This is a genomic window from Paraburkholderia aromaticivorans, from assembly GCF_012689525.1.
Classification (GTDB): domain Bacteria; phylum Pseudomonadota; class Gammaproteobacteria; order Burkholderiales; family Burkholderiaceae; genus Paraburkholderia; species Paraburkholderia aromaticivorans_A.
Genome location: NZ_CP051515.1, coordinates 3,462,353 through 3,479,631, shown reverse-complemented (window position 1 = coordinate 3,479,631; position 17,279 = coordinate 3,462,353). Strand labels below are relative to the sequence as shown.

General features: G+C 62.0%; 16 protein-coding genes. 15 read left to right on the top strand and 1 reads right to left on the bottom strand.

From position 1 onward, the window contains the following. Positions 1–171: 171 nt before the first annotated feature. The gene (locus HF916_RS27350; protein ID WP_168791849.1) at positions 172–1,155 is read right to left on the bottom strand and encodes a malate dehydrogenase; all 984 of its coding nucleotides are present in this window, start codon (positions 1,153–1,155) and stop codon (positions 172–174) included. Between the two features lie 492 nt (positions 1,156–1,647). Between HF916_RS27350 and HF916_RS27345 the strand changes: the two genes are divergently transcribed. The 15 genes from HF916_RS27345 (at position 1,648) to HF916_RS27275 (ending at position 17,246) form a co-directional block, all read left to right on the top strand. Next, complete coding sequence (locus HF916_RS27345) at positions 1,648–2,448, top strand: GntR family transcriptional regulator (protein WP_168791848.1); 801 nt, start codon at positions 1,648–1,650, stop codon at positions 2,446–2,448. Positions 2,449–2,605: 157 nt separating this feature from the next. Beyond that, on the top strand, positions 2,606–3,022 hold the full coding sequence (sdhC, locus tag HF916_RS27340; RefSeq protein ID WP_007178774.1) for a succinate dehydrogenase, cytochrome b556 subunit: 417 nt from the start codon (positions 2,606–2,608) through the stop codon (positions 3,020–3,022). Positions 3,023–3,025: 3 nt separating this feature from the next. Next, positions 3,026–3,394: a succinate dehydrogenase, hydrophobic membrane anchor protein gene (gene sdhD, locus HF916_RS27335; protein WP_168791847.1), complete on the top strand. Its 369-nt coding sequence runs from the start codon at positions 3,026–3,028 to the stop codon at positions 3,392–3,394. Between the two features lie 4 nt (positions 3,395–3,398). Beyond that, entirely contained in the window at positions 3,399–5,174 is a 1,776-nt protein-coding gene (gene sdhA, locus HF916_RS27330) for a succinate dehydrogenase flavoprotein subunit (protein WP_168791846.1), read from the top strand. 24 nt (positions 5,175–5,198) lie between these two features. Then, complete coding sequence (locus tag HF916_RS27325) at positions 5,199–5,903, top strand: succinate dehydrogenase iron-sulfur subunit (RefSeq protein ID WP_168791845.1); 705 nt, start codon at positions 5,199–5,201, stop codon at positions 5,901–5,903. A 1-nt stretch (position 5,904) separates the two neighbouring features. Beyond that, a complete protein-coding gene (locus HF916_RS27320) occupies positions 5,905–6,177 on the top strand; it encodes a succinate dehydrogenase assembly factor 2 (RefSeq protein WP_168791844.1) in 273 nt (90 codons plus the stop codon). Between the two features lie 91 nt (positions 6,178–6,268). Next, a complete protein-coding gene (gltA, locus tag HF916_RS27315) occupies positions 6,269–7,570 on the top strand; it encodes a citrate synthase (protein ID WP_168791843.1) in 1,302 nt (433 codons plus the stop codon). 330 nt (positions 7,571–7,900) lie between these two features. Then, positions 7,901–9,310, top strand: coding sequence for a 3-isopropylmalate dehydratase large subunit (gene leuC, locus HF916_RS27310; protein WP_168791842.1), 1,410 nt, complete (start codon positions 7,901–7,903; stop codon positions 9,308–9,310). 6 nt (positions 9,311–9,316) lie between these two features. Then, the gene (locus HF916_RS27305) at positions 9,317–9,475 is read left to right on the top strand and encodes an entericidin A/B family lipoprotein (RefSeq protein WP_168791841.1); all 159 of its coding nucleotides are present in this window, start codon (positions 9,317–9,319) and stop codon (positions 9,473–9,475) included. An 87-nt stretch (positions 9,476–9,562) separates the two neighbouring features. Next, on the top strand, positions 9,563–10,216 hold the full coding sequence (leuD, locus tag HF916_RS27300) for a 3-isopropylmalate dehydratase small subunit (RefSeq protein ID WP_132383622.1): 654 nt from the start codon (positions 9,563–9,565) through the stop codon (positions 10,214–10,216). Between the two features lie 71 nt (positions 10,217–10,287). Next, positions 10,288–11,355 (top strand): 3-isopropylmalate dehydrogenase, encoded by a 1,068-nt coding sequence (leuB, locus tag HF916_RS27295; RefSeq protein ID WP_168791840.1) that lies wholly within the window; start codon positions 10,288–10,290, stop codon positions 11,353–11,355. A 348-nt stretch (positions 11,356–11,703) separates the two neighbouring features. Further along, the gene (asd, locus tag HF916_RS27290; protein WP_168791839.1) at positions 11,704–12,825 is read left to right on the top strand and encodes an aspartate-semialdehyde dehydrogenase; all 1,122 of its coding nucleotides are present in this window, start codon (positions 11,704–11,706) and stop codon (positions 12,823–12,825) included. A gap of 139 nt (positions 12,826–12,964) precedes the next feature. Beyond that, complete coding sequence (locus HF916_RS27285; RefSeq protein ID WP_168791838.1) at positions 12,965–15,727, top strand: FimV/HubP family polar landmark protein; 2,763 nt, start codon at positions 12,965–12,967, stop codon at positions 15,725–15,727. Continuing rightward, the gene (gene truA, locus HF916_RS27280; protein ID WP_168791837.1) at positions 15,724–16,536 is read left to right on the top strand and encodes a tRNA pseudouridine(38-40) synthase TruA; all 813 of its coding nucleotides are present in this window, start codon (positions 15,724–15,726) and stop codon (positions 16,534–16,536) included. The genes HF916_RS27285 and truA overlap by 4 nt, the downstream gene beginning before the upstream one ends. Further along, complete coding sequence (locus HF916_RS27275) at positions 16,533–17,246, top strand: phosphoribosylanthranilate isomerase (RefSeq protein WP_168791836.1); 714 nt, start codon at positions 16,533–16,535, stop codon at positions 17,244–17,246. The genes truA and HF916_RS27275 overlap by 4 nt, the downstream gene beginning before the upstream one ends. Positions 17,247–17,279: the final 33 nt, after the last annotated feature.

Sequence of the window (17,279 nt, the reverse complement as noted above, 5' to 3'; positions counted from 1 at the left end):
ACTGCGCAAAACGCGCTCGGATCAGATGCGAATAGCTGCATTCGCACGTAAAAAACCGGAACCCGCCGCGGCGGCGCCAGTGAGCGCCGCGCCAGACTGCTCGCTTCGCGCCAAGCCCCCAAGGGCGGCCTGGCGTTCTCTCACGAGTTCCGGTTCGTCTGCATCAGCCGCTTAGCCGAGCAGGTGTTGAACGCCTTCGCGTTCTTCCAGCAATTCATTCAGCGTGCCGTCCATCTTTTCGCGCGAGAACGCGTCGATTTCCAGACCTTCGACGCGCTTGTACTCGCCGTTTTCGCACGTGACCGGCACACCGTAAATGATGTCTTCCGGAATGCCGTACGAACCGTCCGACGGAATACCCATGGTGACCCACTTGCCGTTCGTGCCGAGCACCCAGTCACGCAGGTGGTCGATCGCAGCGTTAGCCGCCGACGCCGCCGACGACAGGCCGCGCGCTTCGATGATCGCCGCGCCGCGCTTGCCGACGGTCGGGATGAACGTGTTGCGGTTCCATTCTTCGTCGTTGATCAGCTTGGTCAGGTCCTGACCTTCTGCCGTTGCAACGCGGAAGTCCGGGTACATGGTCGGCGAGTGGTTGCCCCACACCGCCAGCTTTTCGATCGACGCGACCGGCTTGCCCGACTTGGCGGCCAGTTGCGACAGCGCGCGGTTGTGGTCCAGACGCAGCATGGCGGTGAAGTTCTTCTTCGGCAGATCCGGCGCCGACTTCATGGCGATGTAAGCGTTCGTGTTGGCCGGGTTGCCGACCACTAGCACCTTCACGTCGCGGCTCGCGACTTCGTTCAGCGCCTTGCCCTGAACCGTGAAGATTTCGGCGTTGGCCGACAGCAGGTCCTTACGCTCCATGCCTTTCGAACGCGGACGCGCGCCGACCAGCAGGGCCACGTCTGCATCCTTGAATGCAACCTTGGGGTCGTCAGTGATCACGACGCCCGACAGCAGCGGGAATGCGCAATCATCCAGTTCCATCACGACGCCTTTGACGGCGCCTTGCGCTTGCGGCAGGTCGAGCAGTTGCAGGACCACCGGCTGATCCTTGCCGAGCAGGTCGCCATTGGCGATGCGGAACAGCAGGGAGTAAGCGATTTGACCTGCGGCGCCGGTGACGGCAACGCGCTTTGCGGGCTTAGCCATTGAGAAATCTCCAGGACGATGCGTTAGACGCTAGGGAAAACGCCATTCTATATGCGCGTTCAGCGAAGCGTTGTGAAACACGGCGGAATTCACTGTCGCGGACTGCCTCGAAATCTGCCGAGGCCGAGCGGCGCGTTGCGGCGAGACCGCCATGCCGGAAATCTGTACTGCCGCACGGGAGCGGAATACGAGGCGCCGGGTAGCCGCTGCACGGTGCGGGCTCCTGCAAACAGCGCGTTTCGGCAAGCGTCTGACCAACGAATGGCGGCGAATCGAAACCTGAACTGCGAGGGAACAGCATGGTGCAGAGTGGCTGCCGGTGCGTCGCGGCGCTGCATCGAACAGCCGCCGAAAAACCCGCAAACCCTTGCTCGACAAGGAGTGTAGGAGTCGGCAGACACAAAGTCAACATTATCTTATGTCTTATATAAGACATATCTGTTGCGGGGAAAACCCTAGACGCGGCCTAGCCCTTTATGATGAAATGCGCGGATGAATTCGAACCCGGCGAACACTACGAATCCGAGCGGTCAAGGGGCCGCGGGCGAGGGTGTACCCGCTGCGCCCCCGGCTGCGTCACCCACTTTCAGCCCGTTGTATCAGCAGATCAAAGGGCTGATCACGCAGAGCCTGGAGAATGGCGAGTGGAAGCCGGGCGAGATCATTCCTAGTGAAGTCGAATTGGCGGCCAGATTCAAGGTCAGTCAGGGCACCGTGCGCAAAGCGATCGACGAACTTGCCGCCGATAACCTGCTCGTGCGCCGCCAGGGCAAGGGCACGTTTGTTGCAACGCACAACGAAGATCGCGCCCAGTTTCGCTTCCTCAGATTACTGGCCGATGACGGCGCGGAACACCCGCACGTCAGCCGTCTGCTCGAATGCCGGCGCTTGCGCGCTTCGGCGGATATCGCCCGGCAACTCGATCTGAAGCCAGCCGATCCGGTCGTATTGATCAAGCGCTTGCTGCAGTTCGACGGCGAAGTCACCGTACTCGACGAGATCTGGCTGCCCGGCGCCGTGTTCCGCGGCCTGACGCTCGAGCGGCTGTCGGAGTATAAAGGTCCCCTCTATGCGATGTTCGAGACGGAATTCGGCACCCGCATGATTCGCGCGACGGAGAAAATCCGCGCGGTGGCGGCCGAGCCTTCCGTGGCCGATCTGCTGCATGTGCCCGCGGGTTTTCCGCTGCTATCGGTCGAGCGCGTGTCCTATACCTATGGAGACCGGCCGGTTGAAGTACGTCGTGGTTGGTATGTCACAACCGGGTACTACTATCAGAACGATCTAAGCTGAATCGGGCTGAATGAGGGCGCTGCGTCCCACACGCGCGCCTGTTTGAAGGCGCCTTTATCGTGCGTGCTGTAACGGACCTGTCGTGGTTTTCGCTGCAGCGCGATATAAAAAGGCGCTAAAATTGCGGATTAGTGTGACTACATAGTAGGGGTCTAGCATGGCTGAAGCCGTAAAAAAACCGAGGCCGGAATTCCGGAACATCGGTATCGGGCAGATTTTGACGGCATACCGTCTCCCGCTAGCGGGGCGAGTATCGATCTTGCACCGCTTGAGCGGTGGTCTGCTTTTTGTTTTTCTTCCGTTCCTGCTGTACCTCTTCGATCAGAGCCTGACTTCTGAACTCAGCTTCGAAGTCTTCAAAGGTTTCCTCTCCAACATCATCGTCAAGCTCATCACGCTCGTTCTCGCGTGGGCCTTCCTGTTTCACTTCTGCGCCGGCATCCGTCACCTGCTGATGGACACGAACCACAACGCGGTGACGAAAGAGAAGGGCAAATCGACTTCCGTCGTCGTTCTCGTCGTGTCGTCGCTGCTCACCATCGCATTCGCGGCAAAACTGTTCGGAGCATTCTAAAAAATGTCATCAAATAACCGAATCGGTTCGAAGCGTCTCGTCGTCGGCGCTCACTACGGTCTGCGCGACTGGCTGGCGCAGCGCATTACCGCCGCCATCATGGCGGTCTACACGGTCATCCTGCTCGCCTGGTTCTTCGGCGCACGCGATTTCTCGTACGACGGCTGGGCGTCGATCTTCGCCACGCAATGGATGAAGCTGGCCACGTTCGTCACGCTGCTCTCGCTGTTCTATCACGCGTGGGTGGGTATCCGCGACATCTGGATGGACTATGTGAAGCCCGTTGGCATCCGCCTGTTGCTTCAAGCGCTGACGATCGTCTGGCTGCTCGCGTGTGCGGGCTACGCTGCGCAGATTCTCTGGAGAGTGTAAAAGAATGGCTGCAATCAAGAATTCTCTGCCGCGTCGCAAGTTTGACGTGGTTATCGTCGGCGCAGGCGGCTCGGGGATGCGCGCTTCGCTGCAACTCGCGCGCGCCGGCCTGTCGGTCTGCGTGCTGTCCAAGGTGTTCCCGACGCGTTCGCACACGGTCGCTGCTCAAGGCGGCATTGGCGCATCGCTTGGCAACATGAGCGAAGACAACTGGCACTACCACTTCTACGACACGATCAAGGGTTCCGACTGGCTCGGCGACCAGGACGCGATCGAGTTCATGTGCCGCGAAGCACCGAACGCCGTCTACGAACTGGAACACATGGGCATGCCGTTCGACCGCAACGCGGACGGCACGATTTACCAGCGCCCGTTCGGCGGCCACACCGCGAACTACGGCGAAAAGCCGGTGCAACGCGCTTGCGCGGCGGCTGACCGTACCGGTCACGCGCTGCTGCACACGTTGTACCAGCAAAACGTGGAAGCCAAGACGCAGTTCTTCGTCGAATGGATGGCGCTGGATCTGATCCGCGACGCCGAAGGCGACGTGCTCGGCGTGACCGCGCTGGAAATGGAAACCGGCGACGTCTACATCCTCGAAGGCAAGACCACGCTGTTCGCCACGGGAGGCGCGGGCCGGATCTTCGCGGCATCGACCAACGCGTTCATCAACACCGGCGACGGCCTGGGCATGGCGGCGCGTTCGGGTATCGCGCTGCAAGACATGGAATTCTGGCAATTCCACCCGACCGGCGTGGCCGGCGCGGGCGTGCTGATTACCGAAGGCGTGCGCGGCGAAGGCGGCATTCTGCGTAACTCGAACGGCGAGCGTTTCATGGAACGCTACGCGCCTACCTTGAAGGATCTGGCGCCGCGCGACTTCGTTTCGCGTTCGATGGATCAGGAAATCAAGGAAGGCCGCGGCGTGGGTCCGAACAAGGATCACGTGCTGCTCGACCTGTCGCACATCGGCGCCGAGACGATCTTGAAGCGTCTGCCGTCGATCCGCGAAATCGCCATGAAGTTTGCGAACGTCGACTGCATTAAAGAGCCGATTCCGGTTGTGCCGACCATCCACTATCAGATGGGCGGTATTCCGACGAACATCAACGGCCAGGTCGTCGGTACGTCCACGGGGCATGAAGAAGTCGTCAACGGTTTCTACGCAGTGGGCGAATGCTCGTGCGTGTCGGTGCACGGTGCGAACCGTCTCGGCACGAACTCGCTGCTCGACCTGGTGGTGTTCGGCCGCGCGGCCGGCAACCACATCGTCAAGCACGTAAGGGAAATCAAGGAGCACAAGCCGCTGCCGGCCGACGCCGCTGATTTCGCACTGTCGCGTCTGGCGAAGCTCGATAGCTCGTCCTCGGGCGAGTACGCGCAATCGGTCGCGAACGACATTCGCGGCACGATGCAGGCTCATGCCGGCGTGTTCCGCACGTCGAAGCTGCTGGCTGAAGGTGTCGAGCGCATCCGCGAAGTGGCTGACCGTGTCGACAGCATCCATTTGAAGGACAAGTCGAAGGTGTTCAACACGGCGCGTATCGAAGCGCTGGAAGTGGCGAACCTGATCGAAGTGGCACGCGCCACGATGGTTTCCGCCGAAGCGCGTAAGGAAAGCCGTGGCGCGCACGCGCAAAACGACTTCGAACATCGCGACGACGAAAACTGGCTGCGCCATACGCTGTGGTTCAGCGAAGGCGATCGCCTCGACTACAAGCCGGTTCACATGCAACCGCTGACGGTCGAATCGGTTCCGCCGAAAGCGCGGACCTTCTAAGGCACAAGTCAAAGGAATTCAGAAATGGCAAAGCGTACATTTGAAATTTACCGCTACGACCCGGACAAGGACGCAGCGCCGCGCATGCAAACGTACGAGATCGAGATCGATTCGCACGAACGCATGCTGCTCGACGCGCTGCTGAAGTTGAAAGCAGTCGACGAGACTCTTTCGTTCCGCCGTTCATGCCGCGAAGGCGTGTGCGGTTCGGACGCCATGAACATCAATGGCAAGAATGGTCTGGCCTGTCTGCAGAACATGAATGACCTGCCGCAGAAGATCGTGTTGCGTCCGCTGCCGGGACTGCCGGTCATTCGCGACCTGATCGTCGACATGACGCAGTTCTTCAACCAGTATCACTCGATCAAGCCGTTCCTGATCAACGATACGCCGCCGCCCGAAAAGGAACGTCTGCAGTCGCCGGAAGAACGCGACGAGCTCGACGGCCTGTACGAATGTATTCTGTGCGCTAGCTGCTCGACTTCGTGCCCGAGCTTCTGGTGGAATCCGGACAAGTTCGTCGGCCCAGCTGGCCTGCTGCAAGCCTACCGTTTCATCGCGGACAGCCGCGACGAAGCGACGGCCGAACGACTCGACAACCTGGAAGATCCGTACCGTCTGTTCCGTTGCCATACCATCATGAATTGCGTCGACGTTTGCCCGAAGGGCCTGAACCCGACCAAGGCGATTGGCAAGATCAAGGAATTGATGGTCCGTCGCACCGTTTGAGATGAACGAAACATCGCATCAGTCCGACCCTCTCCGCCGCGCGCGTCTTCGCTGGCGTGCGCGGCGGGGCCTGCTGGAAAACGATCTGATCTTTGAACGTTTTTTCAGCCGATATGAGCATGACCTCAGTGATGCAGATGTGGGCGCCCTCACGCGCCTGCTCGAGCTGAGCGATAACGACCTGATGGACTTGCTGCTCGCGCGCAAGGAACCGGAAGGCGACCTTGCCGACCCGGATGTGACCCGGGTGCTGGAGCTGCTGCGGAATGCCTGACCGGCATCACCGGCTTTGAGCGCAGCTTGTCCGTTGTTCCAGGCGTGCAATTATCGAAACCCTGTTTCCATACTTCGATTGAGGATGTGCTATGACCCCGTCAGATGTTAAAGCCACGCTATCGTTCAGCGACAATTCGCCGAGCGTTGAAATGCCGATTTACAAGGGCACTCTCGGCCCGGACGTGATCGACATCCGCAAACTGTACGGCCAGACCGGCAAGTTCACGTACGACCCGGGCTTCATGTCGACGGCGGCTTGCAATTCGGCGATCACCTACATCGACGGCGACAAGGGCGAACTGCTGTATCGCGGCTACCCGATCGACAACCTCGCGCAAAGCGCCGACTTCCTCGAAACCTGCTATCTGCTGCTGAAAGGCGAACTGCCGAACGCAGAGCAGAACGCAGAGTTCGTGAAGACGGTCACGAACCACACGATGGTGCATGAGCAAATGCACTTCTTCTTCCGTGGTTTCCGTCGCGACGCGCACCCGATGGCGATTCTGGTCGCCGCAGTCGGCGCGCTGTCGGCGTTCTATCACGACTCGCTCGACATCAACAATCCGCGTCACCGTGAAGTGTCGGCTATTCGCATGATCGCGAAGCTGCCGACGCTGGTCGCCATGGCGTACAAGTACAGCATCGGCCAGCCGTTTGCGTACCCGAAGAACGACCTGTCGTACAGCGCGAACTTCATGCACATGATGTTCTCGAACCCGTGCGAAGAGTACAAGGTCAACGACGTGCTGGTGCGCGCACTGGACCGCATCCTGATCCTGCATGCGGACCACGAGCAGAATGCATCGACGTCGACCGTGCGTCTTGCCGGTTCGTCGGGCGCTAATCCGTTCGCGTGTATCGCGGCCGGTATCGCGTGTCTGTGGGGCCCGGCGCACGGTGGTGCGAACGAAGCCGCACTGAACATGCTGGAAGAAATCGGCTCGGTCGACAACATTCCTGAGTTCATCAAGCAGGTGAAGGACAAGAACTCCGGCGTGAAGCTGATGGGCTTCGGTCACCGCGTCTACAAGAATTACGACCCACGTGCGAAGCTGATGCGCGAAACGTGCCACGAAGTGCTGGAAGAGCTGGGCCTGCACGACGACCCGCTGTTCAAGCTGGCCATGGCACTGGAAAAGATCGCGCTGGAAGACGAATACTTCGTGTCGCGCAAGCTGTACCCGAACGTCGACTTCTACTCGGGCATCGTGCAGCGCGCGCTGGGCATCCCGACCTCGATGTTCACGTGTATCTTCGCGATGGCACGTACGGTCGGCTGGATCGCGCAGTGGAACGAAATGATCGCCGATCCGGAGCAGAAGATTGGCCGTCCGCGTCAGCTGTTCATCGGCGACACGCAACGTGAAGCCAAGCCGATCGCGCAACGTTGATCGAGTTTGAGTCCGCATAGTTCGTAGCAGTAGGTCCTGCTGCCAGCTAGCGGGGAATCTGGTTGATAAGAAATGCCCCGACGGGTTCTCCCGTCGGGGCATTTTGTTTGGTGCTTTGATCGCGCGCGTTTGAGCAGGTAGTTGCGCGGCGGTGCAGCAAGCGGCAGCCGCGTGTAGGCTTGCAGGGTAACGTCGATACAGGTATCGACACTACCACCCAACTCCCTGTTTTTTATCGGTTTTTCGCCAGATTGAACGGCCCAAAGCGGGACACTGCGTGGCATAATCGACCGACACGGTCAGCCCGCAGTCACTACTACCCCGCATACCATGGCACAGACTCTCTACGACAAATTGTGGAACACACACGTGGTCCACTCGGAAGAAGACGGCACGACGATTCTCTATATCGACCGTCACCTGCTGCACGAAGTCACCAGCCCTCAGGCGTTTGAAGGCCTGAAGCTGGCTAAGCGTCCGGTGTGGCGCATCAGCGCGAACCTGGCGGTCTCGGATCACAACGTGCCGACCACGGATCGTAGCCACGGCATTGCCGATCCGATTTCCAAGCTCCAAGTCGACACGCTCGACACGAACTGCGACGCTTTCGGCATCACGCAGTTCAAGATGAACGATCTGCGCCAGGGCATCGTGCACATCATCGGGCCGGAGCAGGGCGCTACGCTGCCGGGCATGACGATCGTCTGCGGCGACTCGCACACGTCCACGCACGGCGCGTTCGGCGCGCTGGCGCATGGCATCGGCACGTCGGAGGTCGAGCACGTGCTGGCCACGCAAACGCTCTTGCAGAAGAAGAGCAAGAACATGCTGGTGAAGGTGGAAGGCGCGCTGCCGCGCGGCTGCACCGCGAAAGACATCGTGCTTGCCATCATCGGCAAGATCGGCACGGCGGGCGGCACCGGCTACGCCATCGAGTTCGGCGGTTCGACCATTCGCGCGTTGTCCATGGAAGGCCGCATGACGGTTTGCAACATGGCGATCGAAGCAGGCGCGCGCGCCGGCATGGTCGCCGTGGACGACACGACCGTCGACTACCTGAAGGGCCGCCCGTTCTCGCCGGAAGGCGTGGAGTGGGATCACGCGGTCGAATACTGGAAGCAGTTCAAGTCGGACGAGGGCGCGCAATTCGATCGCGTGGTCGAACTGAACGCCGCCGAGATCGTGCCGCAAGTCACGTGGGGCACGTCGCCGGAAATGGTCACGGCCGTGGACGGCCGCGTGCCGGATCCGGATCGCGAGAAAGACCCGGTCAAGCGGGACGCCATGGAGCGCGCGCTGAAATACATGGCGCTCGAACCGAATGCGCCGATCGAGTCGATCAAGCCGGATAAAATCTTCATTGGGTCGTGCACCAACGCGCGCATTGAAGACATTCGCGCCGCGGCTTACGTCGTGAAGAAACTGGGCCGCCGCGTGGCACCAAACATCCGTCTGGCGATGGTGGTGCCGGGTTCGGGTCTCGTGAAGGCGCAGGCGGAACGTGAAGGCCTCGACAAGGTCTTTACCGATGCCGGTTTCGAATGGCGTGAACCGGGTTGCTCGATGTGTCTCGCCATGAACGCCGACCGGCTGGATCCGGGCGAGCGTTGCGCGTCCACATCGAATCGCAATTTCGAAGGTCGTCAGGGCGCCGGTGGCCGTACCCACCTCGTGAGCCCCGCGATGGCTGCGGCTGCGGCCATCGAAGGGCATTTCGTCGATATTCGCAAGCTTGGATAAACACGCATGATGAAGAACATGAGTCGCACCACTCTATTGCGCCGCTTCGCGCTCGGTACTCTGGCTGGGCTGTTGCTTGGTCTGGCCGGTTGCAACACGGTGCACGGATTCGGCGAGGACATGTCACACCTCGGCAATTCGATCAGCAACCACGCTGATAAATAAGCGGTTTTTGATTTTTGCCGGCCATGCGCCGAGCGGCTTTCCGGCCGCCGCGCGCATCGCCCGGTCTTGAAACAGGTGCCAAGCGTCATGGATAAATTCATCGTACACACCGGCGTCGTGGCGCCGCTCGATCGCGAGAACGTCGACACGGACGCGATCATTCCGAAGCAATTTCTGAAGTCGATCAAGCGCACGGGTTTCGGTCCGAACGCGTTCGACGAATGGCGCTACCTCGACCACGGCGAGCCGGGTCAGGACAATTCGAAGCGTCCGCTGAATCCGGATTTCGTGCTGAACCAGCCGCGTTATCAGGGCGCTTCGGTGCTGCTCGCGCGCAAGAACTTCGGCTGCGGCAGCTCGCGTGAGCACGCGCCGTGGGCACTGGAGCAATACGGCTTTCGCGCGCTGATCGCGCCGAGTTTCGCCGACATTTTCTATAACAACTGCTTCAAGAACGGCGTGTTGCCGATCGTGCTGACCGAACAGCAGGTCGATCACCTGTTCAACGAAACGTATGCGTTCAACGGTTTCAAGCTGACCGTGGATCTCGAGGCGCAAGTCGTACGCACGTCGGACGGCGGCACCGAATATCCGTTCGAAGTCGCGGCGTTCCGCAAGTACTGCCTGCTGAACGGTTTCGACGACATCGGTCTCACGCTGCGCCACGCGGACAAGATTCGCCAGTTCGAAGCGGAGCGTATTACGAAGCAGCCTTGGCTGAATCACCGCATCGTCGGTTAAGCGCTTGGGGCTCGACGCCCTTGCGTTGATTCACGCTTGAAAAGTCTCGAAGCAAACATCAAGGAATTCGCATGAAGATCGCAGTGTTGCCGGGCGACGGCATCGGTCCCGAAATCGTCAAGGAAGCCGTCAAGGTTCTGAACGTGCTCGGCGAAAAGTTCGAACTCGAAGAAGCGCCGGTTGGCGGCGCGGGCTACGAAGCGAAGGGCCACCCGCTGCCCGATTCGACGCTGGCGCTGGCGAAAGAAGCCGATGCGATTCTGTTCGGCGCCGTCGGCGACTGGAAGTACGATTCGCTCGAACGCGCGCTGCGCCCCGAGCAGGCCATTCTGGGTCTGCGCAAGCACCTGCAACTGTTCGCGAACTTCCGTCCGGCGATCTGCTATCCGCAACTCACGGGCGCGTCGTCGTTGAAGGAAGAGATTGTCTCGGGCCTCGATATCCTGATCGTGCGCGAACTGAACGGCGACATCTATTTCGGCGCGCCGCGCGGCGTGCGTTCGTCGCCGGACGGGCTGTTCGAAGGCGCGAAGGAAGGCTTCGACACGATGCGTTATTCGGAGCCCGAAGTGCGCCGCATTGCGCACGTCGCGTTTCAGGCGGCGCAAAAGCGCCAGAAAAAGCTGACCAGCGTGGACAAGGCCAATGTGCTCGAAACCTCGCAATTCTGGCGCGACGTGATGATCGACGTGTCGAAGGAATATGCGGACGTCGAACTGTCGCACATGTATGTCGACAACGCGGCGATGCAACTGGTGAAGGCGCCGAAGGCGTTCGACGTGGTCGTCACCGGCAACATGTTCGGCGACATTCTCTCCGATGAAGCGGCCATGCTGACGGGTTCGATCGGCATGCTGCCGTCGGCCTCGCTCGACAAGGACAACAAGGGCTTGTACGAGCCGTCGCACGGTTCGGCGCCGGACATCGCCGGCAAGGGCGTCGCGAATCCGCTGGCCACCATTCTGTCGGCGGCCATGATGCTGCGCTATTCGCTGAACAAGGCCGAGCAGGCGGATCGCATCGAAAGCGCCGTGAAAAAGGTGCTCGAACAAGGCTACCGCACCGGCGACATTCTCACGCCGGGTTGCAATAAGGTCGGCACGGTCGCGATGGGCGACGCGGTTGTCGCTGCGCTTTAAAAGCGGACTAGTCAAGCAGGGTAGTTAGGTCGACAAACGGCCTTTAAAACGCGAATTGGCCTTGAAAGAGGCTGATTCGCGCGTAATTCAGACAACAGCAACGGACATTGACGTCGCCGGATTGCGGTTTTCGTGTATATTGTAGCGATGGCGCATACAGTTCAAATCTCCTCGATTTCGACACTGCACGGCAAAACGGCCCGTGTGGTTGATCTCGCCATTACCACCAAAACCATTACCCCGAAAACGATCACGAAACGCTGATCGTCCGTCGTGCCCGCTCATCTTCCCCGCGCGGTCACTGCGGGCAAAGATGCGGGGAAGTTTCCATTCGAAGGGTATGAAGTCATGAACGTAGGTCTCGTAGGTTGGCGCGGCATGGTCGGCAGCGTCCTGATGCAACGCATGCAGCAGGAAGGTGATTTCGATCTTATCGAACCGGTGTTTTTCAGCACCAGCAACGCGGGCGGCAACGCGCCGTCGTTCGCCAAAAACGAGACCAAGCTCAAAGATGCGACAAGCATCGACGACCTGAAGAAGTGCGAAGCGATCATCTCGTGCCAGGGCGGCGACTACACGAACGACGTGTTCCCGAAGCTGCGCGCAGCGGGCTGGAACGGCTACTGGATCGACGCGGCTTCGTCGCTGCGCATGAAGGACGACGCGGTCATCATTCTCGATCCGGTCAACCTCGACGTGATCAAGAACGCGCTGGTCAAGGGCCAGAAGAATTTCATCGGCGGCAATTGCACGGTCAGCCTGATGCTGATGGCGCTCGGCGGCCTGTTCCGCGAAAACCTCGTCGACTGGATGACGGCCATGACGTATCAGGCCGCTTCGGGCGCGGGCGCGCAAAACATGCGCGAACTGCTGCAGCAGATGGGCACGCTGTACGGTGCAGCCAAGGAAGACCTGGCTGATCCGTCGTCGGCGATTCTCGACATCGACCGTCGCGTGCTGAGCGCGATGAACAGCGACCGCATGCCGACCGACAACTTCGGCGTGCCGCTTGCCGGCTCGCTGATTCCGTGGATCGACAAGGATCTCGGCAACGGCATGTCGAAGGAAGAGTGGAAGGGCGGCGCGGAAACCAACAAGATTCTCGGCAAGCCGGCCATGGGCACGCCGGGTTCGATCCCTGTCGACGGCCTGTGCGTGCGGATCGGCGCAATGCGCTGCCACTCGCAGGCGCTGACCATCAAACTGAACAAGGACGTGCCGCTCGACGAGGTGAACAGCATCCTCGCGTCGGGCAACGACTGGGTCAAGGTCGTGCCGAACGAGCGTGAAGCGTCGATGCGCGAACTGTCCCCGGCGGTGGTGACGGGTACGCTGACGGTGCCGGTCGGCCGCGTGCGCAAACTGGCGATGGGCGGCGAATATCTGTCGGCTTTCACGGTCGGCGATCAGCTGTTGTGGGGCGCCGCGGAACCGCTGCGTCGCATGCTTCGCATTGTGCTCGACAAGTAAAGTAAACTACGCGCTCACGACGCGTAGAAAACTCAAGAAGCGTCGCGCTTGCGCGGCGCTTTTTTCATTGTGTGCTCCGATTATCTTGTCTCTTTCCAACCGCAAAAAAGGGCTGCGCGCTGACGCGCCAGGAGTCCCGATGAACCTTCGACTCTCATCCCTTCGGGCTATGTTCATTCATCAAGGTGCGGGCCGATTGGCGGCTGCCGCCGCTGTGTCCGCTGCGCTCGCATGCGCTGGCGTGGGCAACGCGGTCGCCGCGCCGGGCGATGCCGCGAGCGCGCCGGACGCCGCCTCCGTTTCGTACGCGAACGGTGGTCAAGTGACGGTGCGGCCCGGGCAGTCGCTGAACGATGTGGCGATTGCCGTCACGCAGTCGCACGACAAGGCAACGCTCGTACGCGCCTCGCGCGCGTTGTTCGATGCGAACCCGAATGCCTTCATGAGCCACGACCCGAGCCGGCTGCGGCTGGGCGCGGTGTTGACGGTGCCGGTGTTGGATGCGTCGGGTGCGCTGGCTGCATCGGCGGCGGCTCCCGCGGCTGCCCCTGCTTCGGCGTCGAATGCGGCGCCCAACGCGGCACCGGTGGCCGACGCGGCGAGTGCCGTGGCGCAGGCCAATACGGCGGCGGCAAGCGCAGCAAGTGCTGCCGCGCGCGCGGCGACGCCGGCCGCCCCTGCTGTTTCGGCGATGGCCAGTGCGGCCACTGAGGCAAGCTCGGCGACGCCGGGTGGCACGGCTTCTTCGGCGCTGGTCGCGGGATCGCAGGCGGCGGCACTCCCGGCCAGCGGCACCCATGAGTGGTCCGGCTCGATTCAACCCTCGGCTAGCGAGGCTGAAGGCGCATCAGCGCCGGGTGCCGGAACGACGCCGGCGACGACCGCCGCGCAGCCTGCATCGCAACCACGTACGCAGGTGTCGAGCTTGCAACAATTGCTCGCGCTGAAAAATCGCGTGCTGATGGAGTTGCAGAAGCACGGCATCGGCGGGACGCCGCCCGCTACGAGCACTGCGTCGACCGGTGTCGCGCAGCCGGCGGTTGGCGTGTCGTCAGCGGCGGCTGTGCCAAGTCATGGCGTTACGCCGGTGGCATCGACATCGACTGATGCCGGCATGTCGCAGACGGAGTTGAGCGTGGCGGCGGCGATTGGCGCGGCGCTGGTCGCGCTGCTGGCGGCGCTGCGTATGGGCCGGCGTAAGCGCGAACGTGTGGCGGCGGAAGCTGCGTCGGCGGCTGGCGATGGGGCAGTGTCCGCGCGGGCAACGGGCCCGCAGGACGTCGTTTCGACGGGCGAGCAGATTCCGGCGCGCGGAGCGTCGGACGTCGGCGATGATTCGGCCGCCGGAAATGCGGCAGCACTGGCGGCTGCGGAGCATGAAGCTGCGGAAGGCGACGCGGCGGCGCGTGAAATGGCGGAACGGGTAGCGGCGGAGCGCGACGCGGAGATTCGTCAGGCGGCTGCGCGGGAGGCGGCGGAAAAAGCCACGGAGAAAGCGGCGGCGGAACGTGTAGATGAAGAACAGGCTGCGGCAGAGCGTGCCGCGGCGGAACGCGCAGCGGCAGAACGCGCGGCGGCGGAAAGCACGGCAACGGAGCAGGCAGAGGCTGAACGTGCAGCGTCGGAACGCACGGCAGCGGAGCAAGCAGCGGCAGAACATGCAACGGCGGAACGCACGGTAGCGGAGCAGGCAGAGGCTGAACGTGCAGCGTCGGAACACACGGCAGCCGAGCAAGCAGAGGCCGACCGCGCAACCGCAGAACGTGCAGCAGAAGATCAGCCCGCAGCCCACACAACCTTCCCCTCACCCGACCTCAACGCGCCCGACCACATCTCGCAAGAGCGCGACGCAACACCCGCATCCGTCGAACCTGCGCAATTGAATCCGAACGTCGCTCCGTCCGCTCAAAGCGGTTTGATTCCCGAACCTCTCCCGGCGCCCCACCACGACGACTTCGACAGCGCGACTACGGCCGCGAGCCTTGCCGCCGCTGCGGAACTCGGCGCCGAGGCCTTGCCGCTGGCGCCGCTCGAACCCGTCGACGACGCCTTCCTGCACGAAGAACCCGCTCATCGCCTCCAATGGGACGATGCGCCGGCCGCGCGACTGGAATCGTCGATCGAGCCGCAGCATCATCTGAACCCGCCGCCGGCGGTCGATTTCACGCAGCAGCACGCCGAGCCGCACACGACTTCTGCGTTCGGTCAGTCGTACAGCGACGCCGCGTCGCAGGCCGCGCCGTCGGTGGACGAGGCGCAGCAAGCGCACAGCGAACCGGCGTACGAGCCGCATCAACCGGCTCAAACGATACCGTCCGATGCCGCACCGAACATCGAGCCTGAACCGCGAGCGCAACCCCAGTTCGCGCCCGCAGCTGTGCCGACAGAATTCCCCCGCGACGCTGTCGATGCGTTCGGCAGCCTCGACATGCCGTTGCCCCCACGCGTCGAGTCGTCCGCCGATGCTTTGAAAGCGCCCGCCTCACTGTCGACCCAGCCGGTAGCATCGCCGGAAACCACTGCGCAGCAAGCCGTGCCGCTGCTCCACCCGGACGACGCGCCGCATATCGCCGACGAAATCACCGCTGGCACCGCAGGCCACGCGGCCGTCGCGGGCCTGGGCGCGGTTTTTGGTACGGGCCTGGGTGCGGCCGGCTTCGGCGCGTTGAAGCTCGATTTCGACCTCGAGTTGCCGCCGAGCCCGGCCCAGCCGTTGCCGGCGTTTACGCAGAATGATCTCAGCCGCATCGCCCGCAACAAGCTCGAACTGGCGGCCGAATACATCGAGCTCGGCGACCTTTCCGGCGCGCGCGCGCTCATCAACGAAGTAATCGAGACGAACGATCCGGGTACGCGCACCGAAGCCCGTGCGTTGCTCTCGACGCTCGCCCCGTTGTCGTGAAGCGTATTGCTCTAGGTGTCCAGTACGACGGTTCGGCATTTTGCGGCTGGCAGTCTCAACTGCACCGCAACACCGTGCAGGACGAGCTCGAACGGGCGCTGCGCGAGTTCGCGCAGACGCCGGTGCATACCGTCGTCGCTGGGCGCACGGATACGGGGGTGCATGGCCTTGGGCAGGTTGTGCACTTCGACACCGAACTGGATCGCGCCGACGTTTCCTGGGTTCGCGGCACCAATGCGTTCCTGCCGAAGACGATCTCGGTGCAGTGGGCCAAGCCGATGCCGGACGAGTTCCACGCGCGGTTCTCCGCGTTCGAGCGGACTTATCACTACGTGCTGTACGTCCATCCTGTGCGCTCGCCGATGCTGGCGACGCGGGCCGGCTGGGTGCATACGGCGCTCGACGTCGACGCGATGCAGAAGGCCGCCGCTCATCTGCTCGGCGAACACGACTTTTCGGCGTTCCGTTCGTCGCAATGCCAGGCGAAAACGCCGATTAAGCACATGCATCAGATCGACGTGCGACAGCAGGGCAACTTCGTCCATTTCCGTTTTCGGGCAAACGCGTTCCTGCACCACATGGTGCGCAACCTGATGGGCTGTCTGGTCTACATCGGCCGCGGTCGTCACCCGGTCGAATGGATGGCCGAGGTGCTCGCAAGCCGGGATCGCGATTTCGCCGCGCCGACCTTCATGCCGGACGGTTTGTATCTGGCGCAGGTGGGCTATCCTGAGCAATTCGCCGTGCCCGCGCCGCAGACGGGTAGCGTGCCGTGGAGTACCGTATGGACCGAGCAAACGCAAACATGAACTCAACCGAAAACCTCGCGAACGAATCCCACGAAGGCGCTCAGCAGCAGGCCGCGCCGCATCGCACGCGCATCAAGCTGTGCGGCCTGTCGAAGCCCGAAGACGTGTCCCAGGCGATCGACCTCGGCGCCGACGCAATCGGCCTCGTCTTTTACCCGCCGAGCCCGCGTTCGGTCAGCGTCGCGCAGGCGGTCGAGCTGGTGCACGATGTGCCGCCGTTCCTGTCAGTGGTCGGCTTGTTCGTCAATGCCACGCCGGACTGGATCCGCGAAGTCGCGAGCAACGTCGGACTGACGCTGTTGCAGTTTCATGGCGATGAGACGCCGGAGCAGTGCGAATCGCTCGCCGGCGTTGCGGGTTTGCCTTGGTTGCGCGCGTTGCGCGTCGCGGCGGATACTCAGCCGGCCGATTTGGTAAAATCGGCTCTTAGCTATTCAGCAGCCAGCGGCCTTCTGTTCGACACCCATGTCGAAGGGTACGGCGGCGGCGGGAAGGTCTTCGATTGGTCACTTATTCCAGCAGAGCTCGCGCGTCGGGCCGTTTTGAGTGGTGGGTTGAACGCGCAAAACGTCAGTGATGCGATCCATCGCGTGCGCCCGTACGCGGTCGATGTCTCGAGCGGCATCGAAATGCCGGGCGCCAAGGGCGTGAAAGATCACGCCCGGATGGCGGCGTTCGTACGCGCGGTGCGCGCAGCGGATGCCGAATGATTTCGGCGCGGCGGCTATCTCGCACGAGAGCCG